This window comes from Micromonospora sp. NPDC049201 (genome assembly GCF_055586805.1).
Genome location: NZ_JBVJHM010000001.1, coordinates 571866 through 593062 on the forward strand (window position 1 = coordinate 571866; position 21197 = coordinate 593062).

Below are 21197 nucleotides of genomic sequence, written 5' to 3' on the forward strand. Positions count from 1 at the left end.
CACCTCAGGAGCCGACCATGGGTAACGAGATCCAACTGATCAGTGATGGCGATGGACTGGCGGTCATCGGAGAGCCGACGGCCGTCGAACGTTTTCTCGTCGCTGAGGGACTGCCGTCGTCGGACCTCGGACTGCCACGGCTCGGGTCTGTCCTCAGTGCTGGGGCGGCAGCGGCACAGGCGGGTTCCGAGATCGCCGCCCACTCAGGCCGCTGGGTGCAGCTGACCAAGGAGTCCGCGCAGCTTGTCGACAGGTTCGGTCTGATGCCGACCAAGACTCCAGGCGTCAGCCACGCGATGGTGGGGGATCCAGGCTCGATCCAGAAATGGCTCCAGATCTCGAAGGTGCACGGAGCGAACCCGGCGCTGCTGAGCGGTGCTGCGGGGATCATGGCGCAGTTTGCGATGCAGCAGAGCATGAAGGAGATCACCGACTATCTCGCCACGATCGACGAGAAGGTCGACGATGTGCTCCGCGCCCAGAAGGACGCCGTGTTGGCCCGCATGATCGGCGTGGGCTTCGTCATCGAGGAGTCCATGACCATCCGAGAGGCGAGGGGTCGGGTCGACGAAGTCACGTGGTCGAAGGTGCAGGGCGCGCCGGCGACGATCGCGGAAACCCAGGCATACGCGTTGCGTCAACTCGACGCACTCGCGGAGAAGCTGGAGCGCAAGACTGCGATCGGTGATCTCGCCAAGGCGGCCAGGGAAGCAGAGTCCACGGCACAGGAGTGGCTCGTCGTGCTGGCTCGCTGCTTCCAGCTGCAGGACGCGATCGCCGTGCTCGAACTCGACCGGGTGCTGGACGCGTCACCGGGGGAGCTGGACGGGCATCGCCTCGGGCTGAGGGCTGCCCGACAGAACCGGCTCGAACTCATCTCCCGGTGCACCGAGCGCCTGCTGGCCCGCATGGAAGCGGCCGCAGGTAGGGCCAACGCCAAGGTGCTGCTGAATCCGATGGACTCCCCGGCTGTGGTGAAGTCGAGCAACCATGTCTCGATCGCCATCGTCGACTTCCACGGGCGGCTCGGGATCGAGGGCGCACGCCAGTCATCGGAGGCGAGACGATGGACGGACGCGGCCATGGAAATGCGGGACAAGGCGCTTGAGACAGGAGCAGACGGTGTCGGTGCCGCCGTGCGCCTCGGAGACGAGACCCTCGGCCGGGCCAAATGGGCGACGGGCAAGCTCTCCAGCCGGATCGCCGAGCGAGCGCTCCGCTGGCGTGCGGATGACGAGAAGCGCGACGAGAAGGACTAACACGCTCAATCGCGGTGGCCTGACAACTGGGCCACCGGCTCCTGGCCCCTGACCCACCCTGCTCTTGAGGACGGGGTCAGGGACACCCGTACATGAGAAGTCTCGTTGTCGTGGAAGGCAGCATGGCATCACGGCCCCCCTCCGGGTACCAGATCAGGAAAGTGCACCCCACGCTGGGAGAACGGCAGCGGTACACCCTCAACAAGCCGCTGACCTTCCGCTGTTCGAGATGCCAGCGCACCAACATGTCCAGCTCGGTGGTCACGATCGGCGGGGACTGGTCCCATCTGCTCTGCGGGCGTTGTTACGGCGGGTCGGTCGGATCCGCTAAGAGCGTGGCCCCGCAGGCGAAGGCAGCCAGAGCCTCAGAGAGAGCGCAGCCTGAGACGCACCGGCCGGCCAGCCCGCTGCCCCGGGACATGGTGTGGCTCGCCGCGCTGCACCGTTCCGTCGCCGAAGGAAAGGAGATGTCCTCATCCGAGCAGGAGCTCTACCGCCGGCGTGCCGGTGAGCCCGCCTCCATCGCCGCCATCAGGTACGCGGAGGGGCTGCTCGAGATCGAGGTCAGGATCGCAGAACTGACCGGCGGCCGGGCCGCCGAGACGCTCAGCCGCACCCGCGATGAGTTGGCGCTTCGGTGCGTGGAAGCGTCCGAGAGCTTCCGTGCCTCTCGCCGGCATGTCCGGGGCGAGCAAGCCTCCGCTGATTCGCGGCCGGCGTCCTTGCCGACGCAGGTGGTCCGTGACGTCGCCGGCAGCACGTTCGACGCGGCGCTCGCCCAGGCGCTTCGCCGTCGAGGGCTACGTCTCGTCGATTTTGACCCGCCAGCTACCGACATCTGGGCGTGGCTGCGCCTACATGAGAAGGCAATCGCGCCGGAAGTGCCTGCCGAGGTGAAGCGTCTGCGAAAACTGAGCCAGGCGGACTTCACCCGTGAAGCTGTGGCTGACATCAATCGCTGGCAGTACGACGAAGCGCTGGCGCACCCGGCCGTAGCGGAAAAATGGGCAGCCTGCGCGGACGAAATCCTGGCGGAGGCTGAGCGCGTGTACCGGTCACTTCAGGCCGACCCGAGCGGCAGGCGAGGCAAGGAGGTCACGGCACGTCTGCGACGGGCTGGCGAGGCACATGCGCGGGCCAGCGCGCGCTGCATCGAGGCCCAACTAATGGTGGAGGACCTGCAAGCTCAGGCCACCCGAATCCATCGGGCACGCGGAATGCCGAAGCTTCATTCCGACTGCCTGGCCGAGGCGGCCTTGGCGGTCCGCAAGAGCGACTCCGAACTGGCACGACAGGTCGACCGAGCGATCGAGGAGCACCGGAGAGGATGCCCGCGACGGCGTGACTGCGAGCGCCAAGCCGGCTGTGTGTCGTCGATCGGGGAAGCGGTGCGGTTCCGGCTGGACTACATGGACGCCCCAGAGCCGCCGTCAGGCAGGAGCCGGCTGACCGGGCCAGAGGACGATGACGCGGCGGCGAACTGGCTGCGTACCGACGGACGCGAGCTGACCTGGTCGGTTGCCCTCCGCCAGGCACACATCGACGGCGGTTGGTGCCCGTTGCCCGACGGCGCGCAGCTCGCAATGTCGCAGGCCCGCCGACTCCACCTGCGAATTCACCACCAGCTTCAAGGTGCTTCCGCCAACCTGGACTGTCAGACGGCGTTGCGGACGCGGGGCGGCCAGTGGGAGCTGGCCGGGATTCCCTGGCCGGTCGATTGGCCGGCGGGCACTCGTGTCACCGTCACCTGGTCCCACGGTAACGACCGGGTGACGATCAACAGCATCCCGTTGCCGAGGCCAGAGCGTATCGACGGCGTTCTCTTCGCCCATCGATACGACGCGCGGATGGTGACTCGGGAGCACGCTCCTGGAGCCGGCAGGCCGGGGCAGGTGCCCGACCTCAACGACATGAGCTGGGTGATGCACACGTTGCGGAAACTCGGCTACCTGACCGAGGACGGAGAGGCGATCCTCGCCGAGGACGCGCTCATACACAACTGCCTGAGGTTGGGCCTTCCCCCGCGTCGCGCCCGCGACATTCCGCGCGCGGTCAAGCGTCTTATCGCCGGTGGTGCACTCCGGCGTGTCGGAGGCTCCGTTGACGTCGATGGTCGTCCTTGGTACCCGCCCCGCTCCGGCGACCATCGCGTGACGCTGCTGCGTTACGTTCCCCGGGTGGAGCCGACCACGACCCCGCACGAACCACCTGAGCACGGGGGGAAGCGACGACGCCACAAGGTCTTGCCACACCTGCGAAACCTGCCCCGAGGCTCTCAGGCGTCACCGGAGAAGGAACAGGAATACCTGGAACTTGTCCGGGACGCGAGGATCGTGAACAGAGGCGGTGGTCTTCCCAAGGGGAAAACGCTGGTGAGCGAGCATGAACGCGACGGGTGACAGGAGGGGCTGTCTTGACCACTGCGGGCGATCTCACGACCTGGCGGACGGCGGCAGACGTGGACGATGTGGCCGAGATGCTGGCATCTCGACGCTCCCGCCTCTGGCAGATGTTCCGCCCGACGGATCTCGCTGCCTGGGTCTTCGCCGAGCCGGTCGCCGCCTCGCTGGAGTCCGCACCGGCGGACGCCGAGGCGGACTGGGCCGCGGGTCTCGACCAGTCCAGTCGTCGCGCCTGGGCAGTCGCGGGCTGGGTCGCCCGCACGGTTGTGCCCGAGGCGGCTCGCACCGCGGGTCGATACTGGATCCTGTCTCGCCTGGACGACGGCGGCAAACCGGTGCTCCGGCTGACGGTCGGAGTGCTCGAGATCCTGGGCCTGTACGAGTCTGGCGAAGCTATGTGGTTACGCCTCCACGCCGCGCCGATCGGTCGCGCGCTGGAAACCGGGAGCGTCGACCTGGAGGAGTGGCAGCGGCGAGGCGTCGAGATGCTCGACGACGGCACGGCGACCCTCGCCGAGGAGAAGCTACTCGTCCGTTGTCCCGACCTGGACACCGCGCTCTGGCTGCTGCGGCAACCACCTGTGATCGCCGGTCTGCGTCTGCTGGGCTGCTGGGTGGCCGCCGGGCCGTATTCCTTCGCGGGGCGATACCGCGCCGACGTGGTGGCCCAGGCGTGGCAGGCGGCGGAGTGGTTGACGGTCGACGACACCGGAGCCGCGACGACCGACCCGCAGGGCTACGACCGGCCTTACAGCCGGCCAGTAGCGCCCACCGCACTGCCGCCGCAGCGCACGTTCGACGCGGAGAGCTATCGAGCCGGCATCGACGAACACGATCGGCTGTGCCGCAGGCTGCTCGACCATCTCGCCTCGATCGATGTGCCGTGCGGAGCCGGACTGCGCGGAATACCGGTCGACCTCGCATGGCGAGATGCCGAGGGGCGGCAGTTCATCGCAGAAGTCAAGAGTGTGAAGGGCGGCAACGACGTGGAGCAGCTCCGGCTCGGTCTCGGTCAGGTCCTGGAGTATCGGCATCGCCTCGACACTCGTGACCTGCCGATCCAGGCGGTGCTGCTCGTGTCCGGCGGAACGGTATCCGTGTGGCGAGACATCTGTGCGGAGAACCGCGTCGTCCTGCTCGCCGGTGATGAGCCGCCGTCGAGGTGGGCCGAGCTGCTGGGATTGACGCCACCGGAAGCACCGACTCTCGGCCAACTATCTCAGGCCCTTTCCGGGATGGCGGTCGCTGACCTCGTTTCGTAGCGTAGCGACTTCCATCACTTCGAGGAGGTCTTGCGTGCCGAAGCTCAAGGGAGTGTTCTGCGTCGAGGGCGAGTGGGACCACGACCTGACCAAGCGGCGTTCGGTGCTGCCGACGCTGGACATGTTGGAACGTCTGGGAAGCCTCCGGCACATCCATTGCAGCGCCGTCACTCAGGAGCAGTTGAAGTATCAGCTGGAAAAGTGGTCGACAGCTCGATACGTGGCCTACGAAGTGGGTTTTTTCGCATTACACGGGTCGCCCAGGCATATGTGGCTTTCCAAGTCGCACTCGACCAGCCTTGAGGAGGTAGCCGGCTGGATGTCGGGCCGATGGCAGGGCAAGCGCATCTACATCGGCGCCTGCTCGGTGATGCGAGGCTCCGACTCATACCTCGCCGACTTCCTGTACGAGACGGGGGCGTCGATGGTATGTGGCTTCACCAAGCAGGTGGATTGGATCGAGTCGGCCGCCTTCGAGATGGTGCTCCTGGACCGGCTCGTCAACAGTGGCAAGGTCAACAGCGCCGAGTAACTCGCCTCTTCGTCCCGCTGGGCGCCTTTGGCCAGCCACCTGGGCTTTCGGGTGGTGTATGCGAACGGATCCAGCGTGAAAATCCCATCAATGAGGGCGGGTGAATCGGCTGTCTCCGCGATGCCTTGACCCGGCTCTCGGGCCGACGCGACCATCTGATGATGTCGATGACATTCATCGAGGGCTCAGCCGAGGCAGTGGAGGTCGTATGGTCAACGAGGTTCCTCTCGCCACTCCGGAGACGCGGCCGCTCCTGCGCCGGGCGCATCAGATCGTCAATGCAGGCGGCGGTGACTACGCCTTCACGGACCTTCGCCGGACCACACTCGGCAATGTGCAGACGCGGCAGTTTCGCCTGTTCACGCCGGTCAGCCGGCCCCGGATGCGGCTGCCCACCTCGCTGCCGGAGTTCACCGAGCTCCGCCACGTGGCCAACCTGTCCGACAGCCCGGTGACGGTGGCCGCCCAGCTCGGCGGCCACTGGTCCGACCACAACCTCGCGGCCATCACCCACGTCGCCGCGTGCAATTTCCGGTGCTCCTACTGCTACGTCGACTACGCGCACCTGGCCGGCGCTGATCACTTCGTGGTGAGCGCCGATGCCGTCGTGGCGGAGTTCGTCGCACTGCGGGCGGCGCTCCGGCGTACCGGCCGAAGGCTCAGCCTGTTGCGCGTCAGCGGCGGTGAGCCGCTGCTGGCGCCGTCGCTCGTCCTCGAGATCCACCATGCCCTGGCCGTGCGAGGTCTGCTCGACTCGGTGGTCCTCAAGGTGGAGTCGAACCTGTCCACGCTGACCTATGCCTGGCGCCGGAGCGGGGGTCGTCCCGGAGCGGGTGACTCGGCGGCGATGCGCGGCATCAAGCTCCACACCACGCTGCACCACCCGCCCGACAGCCGGGAGTGGTCGGCCATCCGCGATGGGCTCGCCCTGGCGCTTGAGATCGGCTTCGACGTGTTCCCGGCGATCGGGGCCAACGACTGGAGCACCACGCAACTCGACTCGCTCTACTCGGAGCTGACCCGGATCAGCCCGGGGCTTCCGCGACGGCTGGCGGTACGGCCCTTCCATCTCGACTATCCGGCGCTGGCGGATCGCCGGCGGCTATCTCAGCCGACGCCGGGGGAGACCCCCTCGGTCACGTGGGAAGGAATTCTCCGGCGGCGCGCCGGTGTCGGGTACCTTGCCGAGCCGCGACATCTGATACCGCTCACCCCGAGCCCCTCACCTGCCGGCTCTCAGGAGGAACGATGCCAGACCTCACGTCCGTCACGATCTGCAGCAGCTCGAAGTTCTACGACACAGCCCGCCGGGCGGAGGAAGCCTTCCGCGCCCTCGGGCTGATCGTTCACACGCCGCGTTACGACTACAACGAACAACTGGTCACGGTCGACGAGACGGCCAAGTTCCGGCTCACCCACGAGTTCCTCGCGAAGATCAGCAAGTCGGATGCCGTCTTCGTGGTCGCCAATGGCGGATACGCCGGAGTGAGCGTGTGCATCGAGGTCGGCTACGCCGCTGGACAGGGCAAGACCATCCTGTTTTCCGAGCAGCCCGCGGAGTTCGCGCTGCGGGCACTCGTCGACGCGGTGGTGCCGGTCGAGGAGATCCACGCCGGCATTCGAGCCGGCGGAACGGCGAGGACGTCTCCGTGATCATCGCTGTCCCGGCACCGTCCAGCCGCCTGTTCGCACCGGTGGCCGACATGTTCGGTGACCTCTTCACCGGGCCTGACGGATCGCATCCACGGTCACTGTGGCAGCGATCCGGCACGGACGTGGTCGTACGATGTCGGGGCTTCGACATCCCCGGGCTGGTGGCGGTGGGAGCCGTTGACGTGGGCATCACCGGATACGACGTGTGCGTCGAGCACAGTCTCGCCAGCGGTGCGCCACTCGCCATGCGTGCCCTGCCCGCGGCGCGGACCTCCTTCGTCACCTACTGCACCGTCGCGGGCCGGGACGTCGAGACCATCTACACCGAATACCCCGCCATCACGGAGGCGTGGTTGGGCACTCGGACTGATCAGCGACCGTCGCGAATCGTGCGGCTGCACGGATCGACCGAGGGCGTCATTCGCGTCGATAATCACGGTGCCGGCGTGTTACTGGTGACATCGGGGGAAACGCTTGCCGCGAACGGGTTGGACGTCGACGTACCGCTGCTCGCCACCGACATGTGCGTCGTGACCCGATCGTCCGCCGTCAGATGGCCGGAGGCGGCCGATCTGCCGACGCTCGCCATGCCGAGCTTCTGCGCGGCGGCCGGCGACGGGCGGGCGACCGACACCACGCCGTGGGGGGAGCTGAGCAGTGGAGATTGAGATGACCACCGTCGCGGCCGGCTGGGCGGACGTCCTGTCGATCTTCGCCCGTGCCGACCCCGCCCGGGTCACTACCCGGCACGGCATCTGTTTCGACATTCCCGGCCTCACGGTCCGGCTGCGCAATGCGGCGGATCTGACACCGCCGTCCGGCTACCTCTACCCGGAACTCATCAAGGACTACCGGGACCGGATCTTCGGCGACCAGCGCGAGTCCTCGTTGCTCTACCAGCGACTGCGCGGCTGGATCGGCCCGGACGGCGCACCGATCGACCAGCTCGCGCAAGCCACGGAACTGCTTCGTCAGGACGAACACAGCCGGTCGGCGGTCTTCTCGATGTGGCGGCCGGAGGAGGATCTGGGTGGCCGCTTCCCGGTCTCACCGGTCGGCGGCGCGCTCCGGATCATCGGCGACGACCTCGTGCTCTTCCTGACCGCCCGCAGCGTCGACGTGTGGGTCGGGTTCGTACCCGAGATGCTGACCTTCGCGCAGTTGGCGGCCGACGCCGCGCTCGCCCTCGGCGCGAAGGGCGCCAAGGTCTGCTACCACGCGTGGAGCGCCCACATCTACGAGGTCGACTACCTCACCCATCTCGCAGGCGCGTCATGACCCGCTCGCTCACGCTGCTGGACAGCGGCCTGGTCGACCCGCACACCATCGACCGGGTCCTGCAGTCGGTGGTGTTCTTCTCCGACCGTGTCGTCCTGCGCGCGTCCTTCGAGGTCGCGTCCGCCTACCGCGAGCGTGCCGGCGAGATCAACCGTCGGGTCGACGAGCTGCACGAGGCCGGGCTCCTGCGGCTGTGGGGCCACGAGTACGAGGTCGATGACGGCGGCCGGGTGCGCTACGGCCCGCCCTCGGGGCGGCGGCGACGTGCCGACCTGGTCATCCCGCAGGGGCAGATGCGCACGAGCCTGACCCGCATGGACGAGGTGATGCGTGCGATCCGGGAGGAGGCGTACCGCCGCCACGACGGCGACCGTGGTTCGCTACGCCAGGGTGCGGCGGAGATCGTGAGCCTGCGCAACCACATGGCTTCCCTCGTCATCTCCTCCGAACTGGGGCAGGACGGCATGCTGTCCAACCCCGCGGTGCGGACCGAACTGACCCGGCATCTCGGCCGGCCGCAACCCGAACGCTTCGAGGCCGCGGTGGTGCGGGACGTGCTCGCACAACTCCAGATCGGGACGCTCGACCAGCTCAACGTCGACCAGATCCTCGAGTCGAGGCGATACAACGCGGGCTTCCGAACACTGCTCGACGAGTCTCTGTCGGCAGTGGCACGGGGCCACGACCCGGTCCTGACCCCGGAGGCGACCGCTCGTGAACTGGCACGTCGATACCGGGAGACCGTTGCCGAGTTCGCTCGACCGCGCGTCGGCGGACAGGTGGCCCAGGAGGTGGTCTGGGACGTCCTCGGCGCCACCGTGCCGTCGACGGTCGTCCTCAAATACGGATTACGTGCCCTGACCTGGCGGAAGGCCGTACGGCGGGCGAGGCCGTTCCTGCTCCTGATGCACCTGGAGAGGTCCCTCCGGCAGTCGGGTCACGCCCCCGACCGGCTCACCTGAGGCCGGCGACCGCGCGTCGAGGCGGCCCACCAGCTTTTCGCAGCGCTTCCTCGATGTCCGGCAGTATGCGGCGCTCCGACGCCGGCAGCAGGTGGGTGAGGTGCCACATCGCCACCCGCACATGATCTCGACCCGACGGCTCGACCGCCGTATCGGCCACGGCAAGCGACCAGACGTGGACGAACGCCAACGCGTAGCCGGCCTCCGGGGCGTCGAAATCCAGGTCGAACCAGTCTCGAGCTTCCCGTGGAAGGCGAAGCGTGGCGTCCCGTCGTCCACCAGGACGCAGAGCCTCGGCGCACGCCGTCACGCTCCGCTGCGGGACCCGATCCTCGACCGTCCACGCGACCCCGAACATCGAGGAGAGCGAGGCGGCCGCCGAGACGATCGCCAGGCTTTCCCCGCGACTGACACGACGCCGCGACCGGAACAGCGTCATGTCGGAGCCTCACGGGCGATGATCGGCACCGGCATGAGGGGAGAGTGCCACGCTGCCGACCATGGCTCAAGGACCCTCCCGCGCGCCGACGAGGACGGTCATGGCCTCACCCGGTCGGGTGATCGGAAGCGCTGTTGAGGACATCCAGGATCGCGGCAGCGACCTGCTCGATGTAGTCGATGGTCCGGGTGGTCTCGGCCCCGTCGATGGGTCGCTTCCCCGTGGGGTTGGCCGGGTCGTCGTCGTACTCGTGGGCGATCTTGTGCCGGCGCTGCACGATCTGCCGGAGCTGCTCCTGCACCTCTTTGCCGGTGAACGAGACCCCGTCCCCACCCTGCTGGGTGAGTACCTGTGCCACGCGATCCCAGAAGCCCTTGGTGTCGTGCACGAGAGCGAAGCCTTCCCGGATCTTGTCCGGGTTCTGGTAGACGAGATGCCCCTGATCCCGCAATTGTTGATCGAGCGCGTCCACCAGCGTCTTCGTGCCGAGCTGGACCTGCTCGACAAGCCCGAGCGACATCTGGAACGCGGCGAAAGCCCGGGGCTTCTGGATCGCGGGCTGCGCCGCCAGCTTGAGCATCCGCGCGCGAATCTCCTGGCGCACCCAGTGGTCGAGCGCTGCCACGCTCTGTACCCAGGCAGCCCGGAACACGTCGGACACCTCGAAGGCGCCCACCTTGAGCAGAGCGAGATGCTGCCCGGCGGTGGCAAGACTGCGGGCGTAGTTGAGGTTGCGTTTGAGGTTGGTGAACGGTGCGGCGTCGTGGTCGAGATCGGCGGCGGGGAGGGGCTCATCGGGCAGGGTCGCCACCGGCGCCGCCGAGCCTCGGAGTCGTTCGAGGCGCGCGATGCTGTCGGCCTGGTTGATTCGGTAGACGGTGGTGAGTGACGGCAGGGCGAGCACCTCTCGCTCCACCGACGCTCGCGGCACGTCGGTACGGGACCAGTGCACCGCACGCGCGTGCCGGATCCCGGATGGCAGATCCGGCCGGTACTGGTACGGCCCCACCACCTTGCCGATGGCGACATCGGGGCTCGTCGCCCGGAGGAACAGCACGATGTCGCCCTCGGTCATCCGCGACCGGAACGCGATCAACTGAATCGCGTAGTTCTCCACCGCCCGCCGCTCAACGTCCGGGTAGGCCGCACGGACGCGGTCCTTGATCTCCCCGGGACTCACCGCGTCGGTCAGGTCTCCCGCCGCGGACCAACCGACCGCGATCAGGTGCTTGTCGAGGGCAAGTGCGTCGTAGCTGTCGTCGCGGCCGGCCCGCACGATCCACGCTTGTGCCATCAGTGATTCCTCTGAGTGAATGCGTACGCGGTCAGTCCGTGCTGGTGATCGGGAACTTCACCGAGCTTCCGTCCCAGGGCTTCGTCTCGACGACGGGCAGGGTCGAGAGCGGTAGCGACGTGTCGAGCTCCCGATCGAAGACGGTCCGCCATTCCTCAGGGGTGCCTGTCACCAGGAACGGTCCGATAGGCACCTGCAGCGAATCCTCGATCATCTCGACCGGCACGGACTCGCCCGAGATGGTCACATCGCTGTCGATGCCGGCGACCCGAGCCGACTCGATCGCGCTGTCCAACTCGGCCATGCTTGCCGACCCGGTCCAGGCGATGCCGTCCCCGGAGGCGGTGAACACGATCCGGCCACCGTCGCGGATGCCGCCGTACAACGCCAGGTCGAGCGAATAGCCGGCACTCGGGTCGGCGTTCTCGCGGGGCACCTCGTCGAGGAACGATGGACGGAAGCGGTCCAGGAGTGCGTTCATGGCGTCCACGAGAAGGGCTCGACGCGCGGTGAGGAATCGTTGGTAACCCTTGGGGCTCCGCAATGCCTCGTGAAGGGGCACAAGATGCGCCCGCAGTTCGTCATCGCTCAGATCCGGGAAGTACTCGGCCGGGCTCCGCCCGTTGATCTTCTTGTTGGCCTGGCTGGAGATGAACACCAGGTTGGCCAGGTCGTTGATCATCCCCTTGTCGAACCGGGGGTCGTCAAGCGTCGATGGCGGGTGGACATGGTGGTGCTCGAGCTTCGGCGCGTTCGCGGCGTCCGGGAGGATCTCGCCGCCGTACCACCAGTCGTGGGCGTTGCCGGCCAGCGCCACCAGCAGGCTGAGGAAGAAGTAGGGACTCTCCTTCGTCCGTCCGCGAAGCGCTCGTTCGGTGACCTCGGCCCGGGAGTTCTCGACGTTGAGTCCCTCAAGCAGGGAGCGGACCGGATCAGGCTGTCGGGCGGCGCGGATGTCCTGGCTCAGGCGAGTGTCAGTGGATCCGCTGTAGCGGGTGCGGATGGTGGCCAGCAGCAACCAGTAGATGATGCCGTTCGAGGTTTCCGGATCGATGGTCTCGTCCCTGCGCTCGCCGAGGAGCACGACCAGCGGGATCAGGACGATCATCGACGGCAGTGGGTCGGATCGGGTGAGCCCGAGGTGCGACCGGAGCAGCGGGATCAGTCGCCGCAGGCCGTGCTTGACCACCTCCCAACCCCGCTCCAGTTCCGCGTCGCTGGTCTGCCGGAGCTTGCTGTGGGACCACACCGACAGGCCCCGTCCCAGGACCACCCCCGCCAACGCCCGGGACAGGAAATTGACGTCGATGTGCCCGTAGCCGTGGCGGAGCCAGTGCTCCGACTCGCTCTGCAGCTCGGCCAGCACTCCCTTCCACCGCGTCGACAGGGTGGCCATCGCCAGGTCGAGGGTGCCGAGGCGGCGGCCACCGCTGTTGACCCGGACGAAGATCTCCGCGACCTCCTCGTACGGAAAGCCCTTGAGCACCTCCATGACGAATCGGCGGTTACGCAGCTCCTTGATCTTGCTGAGTCGCTCCTCAATCTGATGGTCCTCGAGGGACGATCCAGCGTCGAGCAGCCGCTGGGCCAGGCGCATCATGGAGGCTTTCTGATCGAGCACATCCGCCACCTTGACCCACTTCGGGTCGCGTTGGGTGGCGGCGCTCTGGTTCTGGAACTTCTGGTTCTCCACGTGGAAGACGACCTGGGCTTCCAGATGGTCGGTGAACACCCGGTGCAGCGACGTCAGGCGTTGCTGGCCGTCGAGAAGGAAGAGCGGCGGCTTGCTCGGGACCGCCTCCGGTCCGCTGATGAACATCTCACGGGTCTCCGGCGGCTCGTCGGTCTCCCAGAACAGCAGGGATCCGAAGGGATAGCCCCGATAGATGGAGTCCATCAGCTTGGCCACCTGTGTCGGCTTCCAGACATATTCGCGCTGGATCTCGGGAAGCAGGATCTCGGCATTCGAGATCTCGTCGATCAGCTTTCCGATGGACCGTTCGATCCTGTCCACGTGCATCAGTCAGTAACCTCTTCATGCCGAGAAGATGAAAGCCGAGCCAGGGCCGCTGCCGCGGCGTTGAACGAGACAGGCCGCGTTCCGACGGTGAGGCGCCGACGGCGGCGGCACGGAACGGCCCCGACTGATGTCCTACCCTGTCTGGTTTCGGGTGTCCACCCCATGATCAGCCGTTCTATCCCAGCCCTGTGCCGCCCGGAACGATTGTCCGGTTGCGCCTGGGTCCGCCGTCGGTCCATGTCGCTGCCGGCACTGCGCGCCCACGCTCAGGCAACCGACCGTGATCGGTACGGTGTTCAGCATGTCTTCGCCCACGCCCGTGCCGCTGCTTCGAGAGTTCATCGAGATCCCGGAGCGTACGAGCACAAGCGACTTCGTGCTCAAGCTGGCGGACAGCGTCGCCGACGCCGATACCACCCTGCGCGACTACGTCGTCACGGAACGGTTGCTGGCGAACTTCGACGAGGCGCTCGGGCTGATCCGCTCCGCCGTCGAGGGCCACGCCTCCAAGGCTGCCTACCTGCACGGTTCCTTCGGTTCCGGCAAGTCGCACTTCATGGCGGTGTTGCACGCGCTGCTGCGTGGTGAGCCGGCCGCGCGCGGACGGGACGAGTTGGCGCCCCTGGTCGCCAAGCACAGCGTCTGGCTGGACGGACGGAAGTTCCTGCTCGTTCCGTACCACCTGCTCGACGCGCGGTCGCTGGAGCAGCGGGTCCTCGGCGGGTACGTGGACCAGGTGCGCGCGCTGCACCCGGAGGCAACCATCCCCGCGGTGCATCGCACGGACGCGCTGCTGGGGCAGGCCGCCTCGCTGCGGGAGAAGATCGGCGACCCGCAGTTCATCGCCGGCCTGCCCGGCGGCGACGTCGAGGACGAGTGGGGTGACACCGAGGCGTTCTGGACGCCTGAGCGGCTGGACCAGGCGTTCGCCGGCGCCTACCCCGACGACCTGCGCCGGAAGCTGGTCAACGACTTGCTGACCAGTTGGAACATCGGGTTCTTCAGCAACGCCCGGGAGGACGCCGAGGCCTTCATCTCACTGGACCGAGGGCTCACCGAGATCAGCCGGCACGCCAAGGAACTCGGTTACCACGGCCTGATCCTCTTCCTCGACGAGCTGATCCTCTGGTTGGCCAACTCCATCGGTGACCAGCAGTTCGTCTCTCGAGAGATCCAGAAGATCACCAACTTCGTCGAGGGCGGCGACACCCGGCGGCCCATTCCGGTGATCAGCTTCATCGCCCGGCAGCGTGACCTTCGCGAGCTGGTGGGCGAGGAGGTGGTCGGCGCGAACGAGCTGAGCTATCAGGACACCCTCAACCTGGCCAGCGGCCGTTTCGACGTCATCAAGCTCGAGGACCGCAACCTCCCGGAGATCGCCCGCCGCCGGCTGCTCAAACCGCTCACCAGCGAGGCCGGGGAGGCGATGTCGCGCGCCTTCGAGAGCACCACGAAGGTACGCCGGGAGGTGTTCGACACCCTCCTCGGCAGCGACTCCGGCAGCGGCGCCGACATCGACGCGTTCCGGTCGACGTACCCGTTCAGCCCCGCCTTCCTCTCCACCCTGGTGCACGTCTCCAGCGCCCTGCAGCGCTCCCGTACCGCACTCAAGCTCATGCGGCAGCTCCTGGTCGACCGGCGCGAGACGCTGCGGCTCGGGCAGCTCGTGCCCCTCGGCGACCTGTACGACGTGATCAGCGGCGGCGGTGACCAGCCCTTCACCGAGAAGCTGAAGGCCGAGTTCGAGATGGCCCAGAAGCTCTACGACCTGAAGCTGCGGCCACACCTGCTCGGCCAGCACGGGCTCGTCGAGGAGGACCTCGACGCCGCACGTCGCGGCGACCGGCCGAGCCCCGAGGCCGCGGGGCGGATCCGGGCCTTCACCGGCGACGACCGCCTGATCAAGACGCTGCTGCTGGCCGCCCTCGCGCCGAGCGTCCCGGCGTTGCGCAACCTCACCGGTCGGCGCCTCTCCGCGCTCAACCACGGCAGCATCACCAGCCCCATCCCCGGCGGCGAGGTGGCCCAGGTCAACCGGAAGGTCGCCGACTGGGCCGGCCAGTTCCCCGAGATCCGCATCGGGGAGGGCGACGACCCGGTGGTGTCGCTGGAGCTGGTCGGTGTCGACGTCGACAGCGTGCTCGCCACCGCCAAGCACTACGACAACGAGGGCGCGCGCAAGCACATCGTCCAGCGGCTGCTCTGGACGCAACTCGGGGTGCCCTGGACCGACTCCTTCTTCGCCGAGGCCGGGCTGACCTGGCGCGGCAGCCGGCGCGCGATCGAGCTGGTCTACGGCAACGTCCGCGACCCCCACGACATCCGCGACGAAGCCTTCCATCCGGACGATCCGACCGGCTGGCGGATGATCGTCGACTATCCCTTCGACGACGGCACCCACGGGCCGGCCGACGATCGGCAGCGGGTACAGAACCTGGTCAGTCGCACCACCGCGCGGACGATCTGCTGGATCCCGGCGGCCCTCACCGTGGAACGGCGCAACGAGCTGGGCAAGCTCGTCATCATCGACAAGCTGCTCGAGGGGCAACGATTCGACAGTCACGCCGAGCACCTCAACCCCGACGACCGCCGCCGCGCGCACGGCGCGCTGACCAACCAGCGCAGCGCGCTGCTGGCCAAGATGCAGGGCGTGCTGCGCCAGGCCTACGGGCTGGCCACCAAGCAGTCGTCCGACGTCCAGCTCGGCTTCGACGACCATCTCCAGTCGTTGACCCGGGCGTTGGAACCCACGTTGCCGATGGGCGCCACCTTCAACGACGCCCTGCGCAGCCTCGGCGACCAGATGCTCAGCCAGCAGTATCCGGGGCACCCGGACTTCGACCCGGACCGCAAGGGCGAACCGGTGCGGCTTCCCGAGGTCAGGACCGTGTTCGGCTACGTCCAGCAGGCGGTGGAGTCCCCGGAAGGCCGGGTAGAGGTGGAGCGTGCCCACCGGCTGACCGTGCGGCGGATCGCCAACCCGCTGCGGCTCGGCACGATGCACGAGGCCGCCTTCGTCGCCGAGGGGGAGTGGGCGCAGCACTTCCACCAGAAGGCCGCCAGCGAGGGCATCACCGGCGAGCTTCGGGTCGCCGACCTGCTGCGCTGGATCGACGAGCCGAAACCACGCGGCCTGGACCCGATCGTGGCGCAGCTCGTGGTGGCCGCCTTCGCCGAGCAGACCGACCGGGCGTTCTATCTGCACGGCAGCCAGGTCATGCCGGTGCCGGAGATCGGCCGGATCACCGCCGACCATTCCCTGCGCGAGGAGAGCCTCCCGAGCGAGGAGGACTGGGAACAGGCGCGCGCTCGGTCCGCCGCGATCTTCGGCTTCCAGCCCCTCGCCCTGCGGCGGGGCCGCCTGGTCGCGCTGTTCGGCCGGGACCTGAAGGCGGCGGCACTTCGGTACGGCGACGACGTCAGGGCGCTGGCGGGTCGGCTGGAAGAGTGGGCGAATTGGCTGAAGCTGCCCCGGGAGACGGGCCGTCTCCGCACGGCTCGAGCAGCAGCTGATCTTGTCGACGCGCTGTCGAGAGCCGGTTCGGCCAAGGAGGCGGTCGAACGGCTGGCGCGGGCGGAGCTGGCCGGCCCGGCGGACCGCCTGGGCAGGAGCATCCGCAGCGCGGGTGACGTGTCCCTGGCACTGGGCTCGGCTCCCTGGGACAACTTCGAGATCGTGGCCGGCCTGACGGACAGGCACGCCACGAAGGCGGCCGCGATTCTGACCGAACTTCGCCGGGTCGCCCAGGCCGATGAGCTGACCGCCCCGTTGGCGCCGGCCCTGCGTCGCGCGCAGACCGACGCCACGGCGCTGCTCCGCGAGGTTGCGGTCGGCTCGGGCTCAGGTGCCGGGACCGGCGGTGGCACGGGAGCCGGCACCAGCAGCGGAGGCGGCTCCACCGGGACCTCCCCGGGGCACCCGGGTGGTGACACGGCGTCCGGCGCCCGACGTGTGCCGGCAAGCAGCCTTGATGGAGCACTGGCCGATCTTCATCGGTTCGCCGACGCGCACCCCGCGGCGACCATCGAGGTGACCTGGAGAATCGTGCGATGACTCAGGCGACCGTTGCCCCCCAGGTGCTGCGGATCAGCCCGGCGGCTCTCGCCCAGAAGGTGGCGCAGGAACTCGACCGGCACCGCAACGGCGACGCGTACCCAATCATGGTGGTGGCCGCGGAGCCGGAATGGCCGCACCATCCCATGTTGCCGCTGCCCGACGGACGTCAGATCCGAGTCGTTCCGTGCGTCTCGCCGCTGGGTATCTGGGAGCGGCTCGTCGCCGAGCGCGGGCCGGAGGTACTGGTGCTGCTCACCGGCGCCCTTGAGTCGAAGCTCGGCCCGGGCATCCTGAGCCGTGTGTTCCGGCAGCGGGTGCTCACCGTCGAGCCGTGGGACCTCGTGGTCGACGCGTTCGGTGCCCGAGTGCCTGACTCCGCGCTGGAGCGGGAGGAGTGGGCGGGGCCGGCGTTGCTCGACGCGATGCCGCCCGGTGGGTGGCCGCGAATCGCCACGAAGGTGCTCAGCCGGGACATCGCGTTGCGACACCTCGCGGCGGTCCGGCTCGGCCTGCCCCGACGAGGGGACGACCCGGACGCGCTCGACGTGCGAACCCTGCTGCGGTGGAGCGTCGAACCCGCAGCGGTGGAGGCGTTCACTCTGCTGACGCAAGACGAGCAGGACGGCCTCACCCGCTGGTTGGTCGACGAGTTCCGGCGACCGGCCCGAGCGCTGTTCGCCCTCGTCGGTGTGGGGCGAGGCACGGACGCGCTTCCACTGGGCCTGGTGTGTGACACCCTGTGGACCGTCGACATGCCCGAGGCGCTCCGCGCGCGCGGACGGATCGAGCAGTACTTCGGCGGTCTCGACGACGATGCCACGGTCCGCGGGTTCGCCGACGCCACCGTCGGTGTGGTCGGCGGCATGCTGACCGATCGGGACCCGGCGGTGCGGCGGCAGGGGCAAGCCGTCCTGGACCGGGCCGAACAGCTACTCATCCAGTTCAACGCCGTGGGCAGCGCCGGACACAGTCAGATCCTCCGCACCGGCTTGTCCAGGCGGATCGAAGACGTCGCCGCGGCCCTTCTTTCCGCGCTCGGAAATGCCGATGCCCCTGACCTGGAGGCTCAGGTGGACCGGCTCGCCACGCACCGGTTGGCCGGGGAGGAGACGGAACGTGTCCGGCGGGTGCGGATGGCTCAGCGGCTGGTCCGATGGCTGAGCGTTCCGGCCGAGCCGCCGGCCAGTGTCGCTGACGGCGTGCAGCGACAGGTCGCGGAGTGGGGCTGGGTCGACCTGGCGCTGAACCATGTCTGGGCCGGCGAGGACGTCCACCCGGAGTTGCAACGCGCGTTCGGCGCCATCCATGACCGCGCGTACCAGCGTCGCCGTGATCTCGACCGGGCGTTCGCGAGTCGGCTCGCGGCGTGGACCACCGCCGGCCCGAGCAACGACGGTGACCTCCTGACGGTCGAGAACCTTCTGCCACGGGTCGTCGATCCGCTGATTCGCGCGCACCGGCAGGTGCTCCTGGTGGTGCTCGACGGCATGAGCGCGGCGGTCTCGGTCGACCTCGCCGCCGTGCTGTCGCACCAGTGGGTGGAATACGACGCCCTCGCCGGCAGCGGTGCTGCCCGGCGGCGCGGCATGGTGGCGGCGTTGCCCACCGTGACGGCAGTGTCCCGAACCTCCTTGTTCGCTGGCGCGCTTCGTTCCGGCACCCAGTCCACCGAGGAGCAGATCTTCGGCAAGGGCCGGTGGGGGGACGACGCCCGGATCTTTCACAAAGGGCCGGCTCGTGGCGGCGCGGGAGAGGTGCTCGCCGGCGAACTGGCGGACGCGTTGGCGAGCACCGCGCGCCTCGTCGCCGTGGTGATCAATACCGTGGACGATTCACTGTCCCATGGCAGGGAAGGAAACGAGGCCGGTTGGCAACTCAGTGATCTGGGCTTCCTCGGCGGCCTGCTCGACCTCGCGCGGTCGTCCGGGCGGATCGTCGTGGTGACCAGCGACCACGGGCACGTGCTGGAGCGGGGTGGCGAGCTGGTCAAGGCCGATGATGCGGCCTCGGCCCGGCACCGGACGGGTGACCGGCCTGCCGGCGCCGGCGAGGTGGAACTCACCGGCCCTCGGGTCGTGGCCGAGGGAAACCGGATCATCGCGCTCTGGGATCCGCTGCGGCGCTACCGTCCCACCAAGGCCGGTTACCACGGTGGAGCGTCACTGGGCGAGGTGACGATCCCGCTGTTGACCTTCCTGCTGCCCAACGCCGGCGAGATCCCCGACGGGTGGGCGCCCCTGCCCGCGGACCGGCCCCGCTGGTGGGAGACGCACGAACCACAGGTGGCGCAGACCGAGCCGCCGCCGGTGGGGGCGTCCAAGCCTCGCCGCAAACCGCAGGCGAGGTCGGGCGAGCCCGCGCTGTTCGACCTGCCGGCGGTGGCGCCGACATCCCCGGCGGTCGAGAGTGACCTGGTGACGGTCCTCCTGGGCTCGGACATTTTCCGTGCGCAGCACAGCCTGACCCCACGGAGGCTCGACCTCCGCAAGATCGAAGCCGCACTGCGGGCGCTCGTGGAGGCCCGGGGTGTGCTGGCGCTGGCCGTCCTGGCCCAGCGGGCGGGGGAACTGCCCGCACGGGCGTCCGGCTTCCTCGCCACTCTGCAGAGGATCTTCAACATCGACAACTATCCCGTGCTGTCCCTGATCGACGAAGGACGCACCGTTCGCCTGGACATCTCGTTGCTGCGGACACAGTTCGGCCTGCCGCCGGGTGCGCCGTGACCACGGTCAGCCCGGCCCGGCGGCGGGAGGTGATCGACGCCCTGCGGCGTGGCGCCGTGCCGTCGGCCGGCCTGGACCTTCTGGCTGTCGGCCTGGACCGCTTCCTGTCCTCGGTGAGCGAGGACCTGGAAACGGTCGCCGCCGGAGGGTCGGTGTTCAAGGCGGTCCGCGGTGAGTACGGCTCCGGCAAGACGTTCTTCACCCGCTGGATCGCCGAGCGGGCGAAACGCGCCAACCTGGCCGCTGCCGAAGTGCAGATCTCCGAGAACGAGACACCGCTGCACAAGCTGGAGACGGTCTACCGACGGCTCACCGAGCGCCTGAGCACGGCTACGTTTCCGCCCAGCGCGCTGCGGCCGGTGGTCGACAGCTGGTTCTACGCGCTCGAGGAGGACGTGCTCGCGACCGGGGAGGTCTCGCCGGAGGACGGGGGTGCGTTCGACCGGGCAGTGACGGCGCTGCTGGAGCAGCGACTGGCCGCCGTCAGCCGGAGCGCGCCCGCCTTCGCGGCCGCCCTACGCGGCTACCGCAGCGCCGGTCTCGACAACGACCCGGCCACGGCTGACGCGGTGCTCGCCTGGCTCGGTGGCCAGCCGCACGTCGCCGCGTCGGCCCGCCGCGTCGCTGGTGTCCGGGGCGATCTCGACCACTTCGCCGCGCTCAGCTTCCTTCAGGGGATGCTGACCGTGCTGCGCGACAGCGGCCATCCGGGTCTGCTCCTGGTTCTGGACGAGGTCGAAACGCTGCAGCGGGTCCGATCGGACGCGCGGGACAAGGCCCTGAACGCGCTGCGTCAGCTCATCGACGAGGTGCACTCAGGCCGCTTTCCCGGCCTGTATCTGGTGATCACCGGAACCCCGGCCTTCTACGAGGGCCCGCAGGGAGTCCAGCGGCTCGCACCCCTTGCGCAGCGGCTCGCGGTCGACTTCACCACGGACCCGCGCTTCGACAACCCGCGCGCGGTCCAGGTCCGGCTGCCCGGCTTCACCGTCGACTCGCTGGTCGAACTGGGCGGTCGCGTGCGGGATCTGTATGCGGACGGGTCGACCGCGCCGGATCGGCTGTGCACCCGTGTGGACGACGCCTACCTCGGTGACCTCGCCCGGGCCGTCGCCGGTGGGCTGGGCGGCAAGGTGGGCGTGGCGCCGCGGCTGTTCCTCAAGAAACTGGTGGCCGACGTGCTCGACCGGGTGGACCAGTTCGCCGAGTTCGACCCGCGCCGCCACTACGCGCTGACCCTGTCGCCGACGGAGATGACCGACGTGGAACGCAACGTCACCAGCGCCGCCGACGTCGATCTGGACCTCTAGGGAGCG

15 protein-coding genes are annotated in these 21197 nt (G+C 68.6%); 12 read left to right on the top strand and 3 right to left on the bottom strand.

Going from position 1 to position 21197, the window contains the following annotated elements; genetic code table 11:
• Nucleotides 1-17: 17 nt before the first annotated feature.
• The 9 genes from ACZ6O5_RS02260 (at nt 18) to ACZ6O5_RS02300 (ending at nt 9348) form a co-directional block, all read left to right on the top strand.
• Nucleotides 18-1259, top strand: coding sequence for a hypothetical protein (locus ACZ6O5_RS02260; protein WP_465974087.1), 1242 nt, complete (start codon nt 18-20; stop codon nt 1257-1259).
• A 110-nt stretch (nt 1260-1369) separates the two neighbouring features.
• Complete coding sequence (locus tag ACZ6O5_RS02265) at nt 1370-3658, top strand: hypothetical protein (RefSeq protein WP_465974088.1); 2289 nt, start codon at nt 1370-1372, stop codon at nt 3656-3658.
• Nucleotides 3659-3672: 14 nt separating this feature from the next.
• The gene (locus tag ACZ6O5_RS02270; RefSeq protein ID WP_465974089.1) at nt 3673-4923 is read left to right on the top strand and encodes a hypothetical protein; all 1251 of its coding nucleotides are present in this window, start codon (nt 3673-3675) and stop codon (nt 4921-4923) included.
• Between the two features lie 34 nt (nt 4924-4957).
• Nucleotides 4958-5455, top strand: a complete 498-nt coding sequence (locus ACZ6O5_RS02275) for a DUF6642 family protein (RefSeq protein ID WP_465974090.1) — start codon at nt 4958-4960, stop codon at nt 5453-5455.
• A 208-nt stretch (nt 5456-5663) separates the two neighbouring features.
• Nucleotides 5664-6797 carry a radical SAM protein gene (locus tag ACZ6O5_RS02280; protein ID WP_465974091.1) on the top strand — a complete coding sequence of 378 codons (1134 nt, stop codon included), beginning with the start codon at nt 5664-5666 and terminating at the stop codon, nt 6795-6797.
• Nucleotides 6704-7108: a hypothetical protein gene (locus ACZ6O5_RS02285; protein ID WP_465974092.1), complete on the top strand. Its 405-nt coding sequence runs from the start codon at nt 6704-6706 to the stop codon at nt 7106-7108. The genes ACZ6O5_RS02280 and ACZ6O5_RS02285 overlap by 94 nt, the downstream gene beginning before the upstream one ends.
• Entirely contained in the window at nt 7105-7776 is a 672-nt protein-coding gene (locus tag ACZ6O5_RS02290; RefSeq protein WP_465974093.1) for a type 2 periplasmic-binding domain-containing protein, read from the top strand. Before ACZ6O5_RS02285 ends, ACZ6O5_RS02290 begins: the two co-directional genes overlap by 4 nt.
• 1 nt (nt 7777) lies before the next feature.
• The gene (locus tag ACZ6O5_RS02295) at nt 7778-8386 is read left to right on the top strand and encodes a thymidylate synthase (protein WP_465974094.1); all 609 of its coding nucleotides are present in this window, start codon (nt 7778-7780) and stop codon (nt 8384-8386) included.
• Complete coding sequence (locus tag ACZ6O5_RS02300; protein WP_465974095.1) at nt 8383-9348, top strand: hypothetical protein; 966 nt, start codon at nt 8383-8385, stop codon at nt 9346-9348. The genes ACZ6O5_RS02295 and ACZ6O5_RS02300 overlap by 4 nt, the downstream gene beginning before the upstream one ends.
• Here the strand turns inward: ACZ6O5_RS02300 and ACZ6O5_RS02305 are convergent.
• The 3 genes from ACZ6O5_RS02305 to ACZ6O5_RS02315 form a co-directional block, all read right to left on the bottom strand.
• A complete protein-coding gene (locus tag ACZ6O5_RS02305) occupies nt 9341-9787 on the bottom strand; it encodes a hypothetical protein (RefSeq protein WP_465974096.1) in 447 nt (148 codons plus the stop codon). The two genes, ACZ6O5_RS02300 and ACZ6O5_RS02305, sit on opposite strands and share 8 nt — an antisense overlap.
• 106 nt (nt 9788-9893) lie before the next feature.
• Nucleotides 9894-11081 (bottom strand): hypothetical protein, encoded by a 1188-nt coding sequence (locus tag ACZ6O5_RS02310; protein ID WP_465974097.1) that lies wholly within the window; start codon nt 11079-11081, stop codon nt 9894-9896.
• 31 nt (nt 11082-11112) lie between these two features.
• Nucleotides 11113-13101, bottom strand: coding sequence for a GmrSD restriction endonuclease domain-containing protein (locus tag ACZ6O5_RS02315; RefSeq protein ID WP_465974098.1), 1989 nt, complete (start codon nt 13099-13101; stop codon nt 11113-11115).
• 301 nt (nt 13102-13402) lie between these two features.
• On the opposite strand from ACZ6O5_RS02315, the gene pglY reads away from it, so the two are divergent.
• The 3 genes from pglY to brxD are packed head-to-tail and all read left to right on the top strand — an operon-like array spanning nt 13403 to nt 21191.
• Complete coding sequence (gene pglY, locus ACZ6O5_RS02320) at nt 13403-17155, top strand: BREX-2 system ATPase PglY (RefSeq protein WP_465974099.1); 3753 nt, start codon at nt 13403-13405, stop codon at nt 17153-17155.
• A complete protein-coding gene (gene pglZ, locus ACZ6O5_RS02325; protein WP_465974100.1) occupies nt 17152-19881 on the top strand; it encodes a BREX-2 system phosphatase PglZ in 2730 nt (909 codons plus the stop codon). The genes pglY and pglZ overlap by 4 nt, the downstream gene beginning before the upstream one ends.
• Complete coding sequence (gene brxD / locus ACZ6O5_RS02330) at nt 19878-21191, top strand: BREX system ATP-binding protein BrxD (protein ID WP_465974101.1); 1314 nt, start codon at nt 19878-19880, stop codon at nt 21189-21191. Before pglZ ends, brxD begins: the two co-directional genes overlap by 4 nt.
• Nucleotides 21192-21197 lie beyond the last annotated feature (6 nt).

What these genes read in the sequence shown, in the direction of transcription:
- ACZ6O5_RS02260 (WP_465974087.1), top strand. Translation starts at nt 18, where the DNA reads ATGGGTAACGAGATCCAACTGATCAGTGATGGCGATGGACTGGCGGTC.
- ACZ6O5_RS02280 (WP_465974091.1), top strand. Translation starts at nt 5,664, where the DNA reads ATGGTCAACGAGGTTCCTCTCGCCACTCCGGAGACGCGGCCGCTCCTG.
- ACZ6O5_RS02285 (WP_465974092.1), top strand. Translation starts at nt 6,704, where the DNA reads ATGCCAGACCTCACGTCCGTCACGATCTGCAGCAGCTCGAAGTTCTAC.
- ACZ6O5_RS02295 (WP_465974094.1), top strand. Translation starts at nt 7,778, where the DNA reads ATGACCACCGTCGCGGCCGGCTGGGCGGACGTCCTGTCGATCTTCGCC.
- ACZ6O5_RS02300 (WP_465974095.1), top strand. Translation starts at nt 8,383, where the DNA reads ATGACCCGCTCGCTCACGCTGCTGGACAGCGGCCTGGTCGACCCGCAC.
- ACZ6O5_RS02305 (WP_465974096.1), bottom strand. Translation starts at nt 9,787, where the DNA reads ATGACGCTGTTCCGGTCGCGGCGTCGTGTCAGTCGCGGGGAAAGCCTG.
- ACZ6O5_RS02310 (WP_465974097.1), bottom strand. Translation starts at nt 11,081, where the DNA reads ATGGCACAAGCGTGGATCGTGCGGGCCGGCCGCGACGACAGCTACGAC.
- ACZ6O5_RS02315 (WP_465974098.1), bottom strand. Translation starts at nt 13,101, where the DNA reads ATGCACGTGGACAGGATCGAACGGTCCATCGGAAAGCTGATCGACGAG.
- pglY (WP_465974099.1), top strand. Translation starts at nt 13,403, where the DNA reads ATGTCTTCGCCCACGCCCGTGCCGCTGCTTCGAGAGTTCATCGAGATC.
- pglZ (WP_465974100.1), top strand. Translation starts at nt 17,152, where the DNA reads ATGACTCAGGCGACCGTTGCCCCCCAGGTGCTGCGGATCAGCCCGGCG.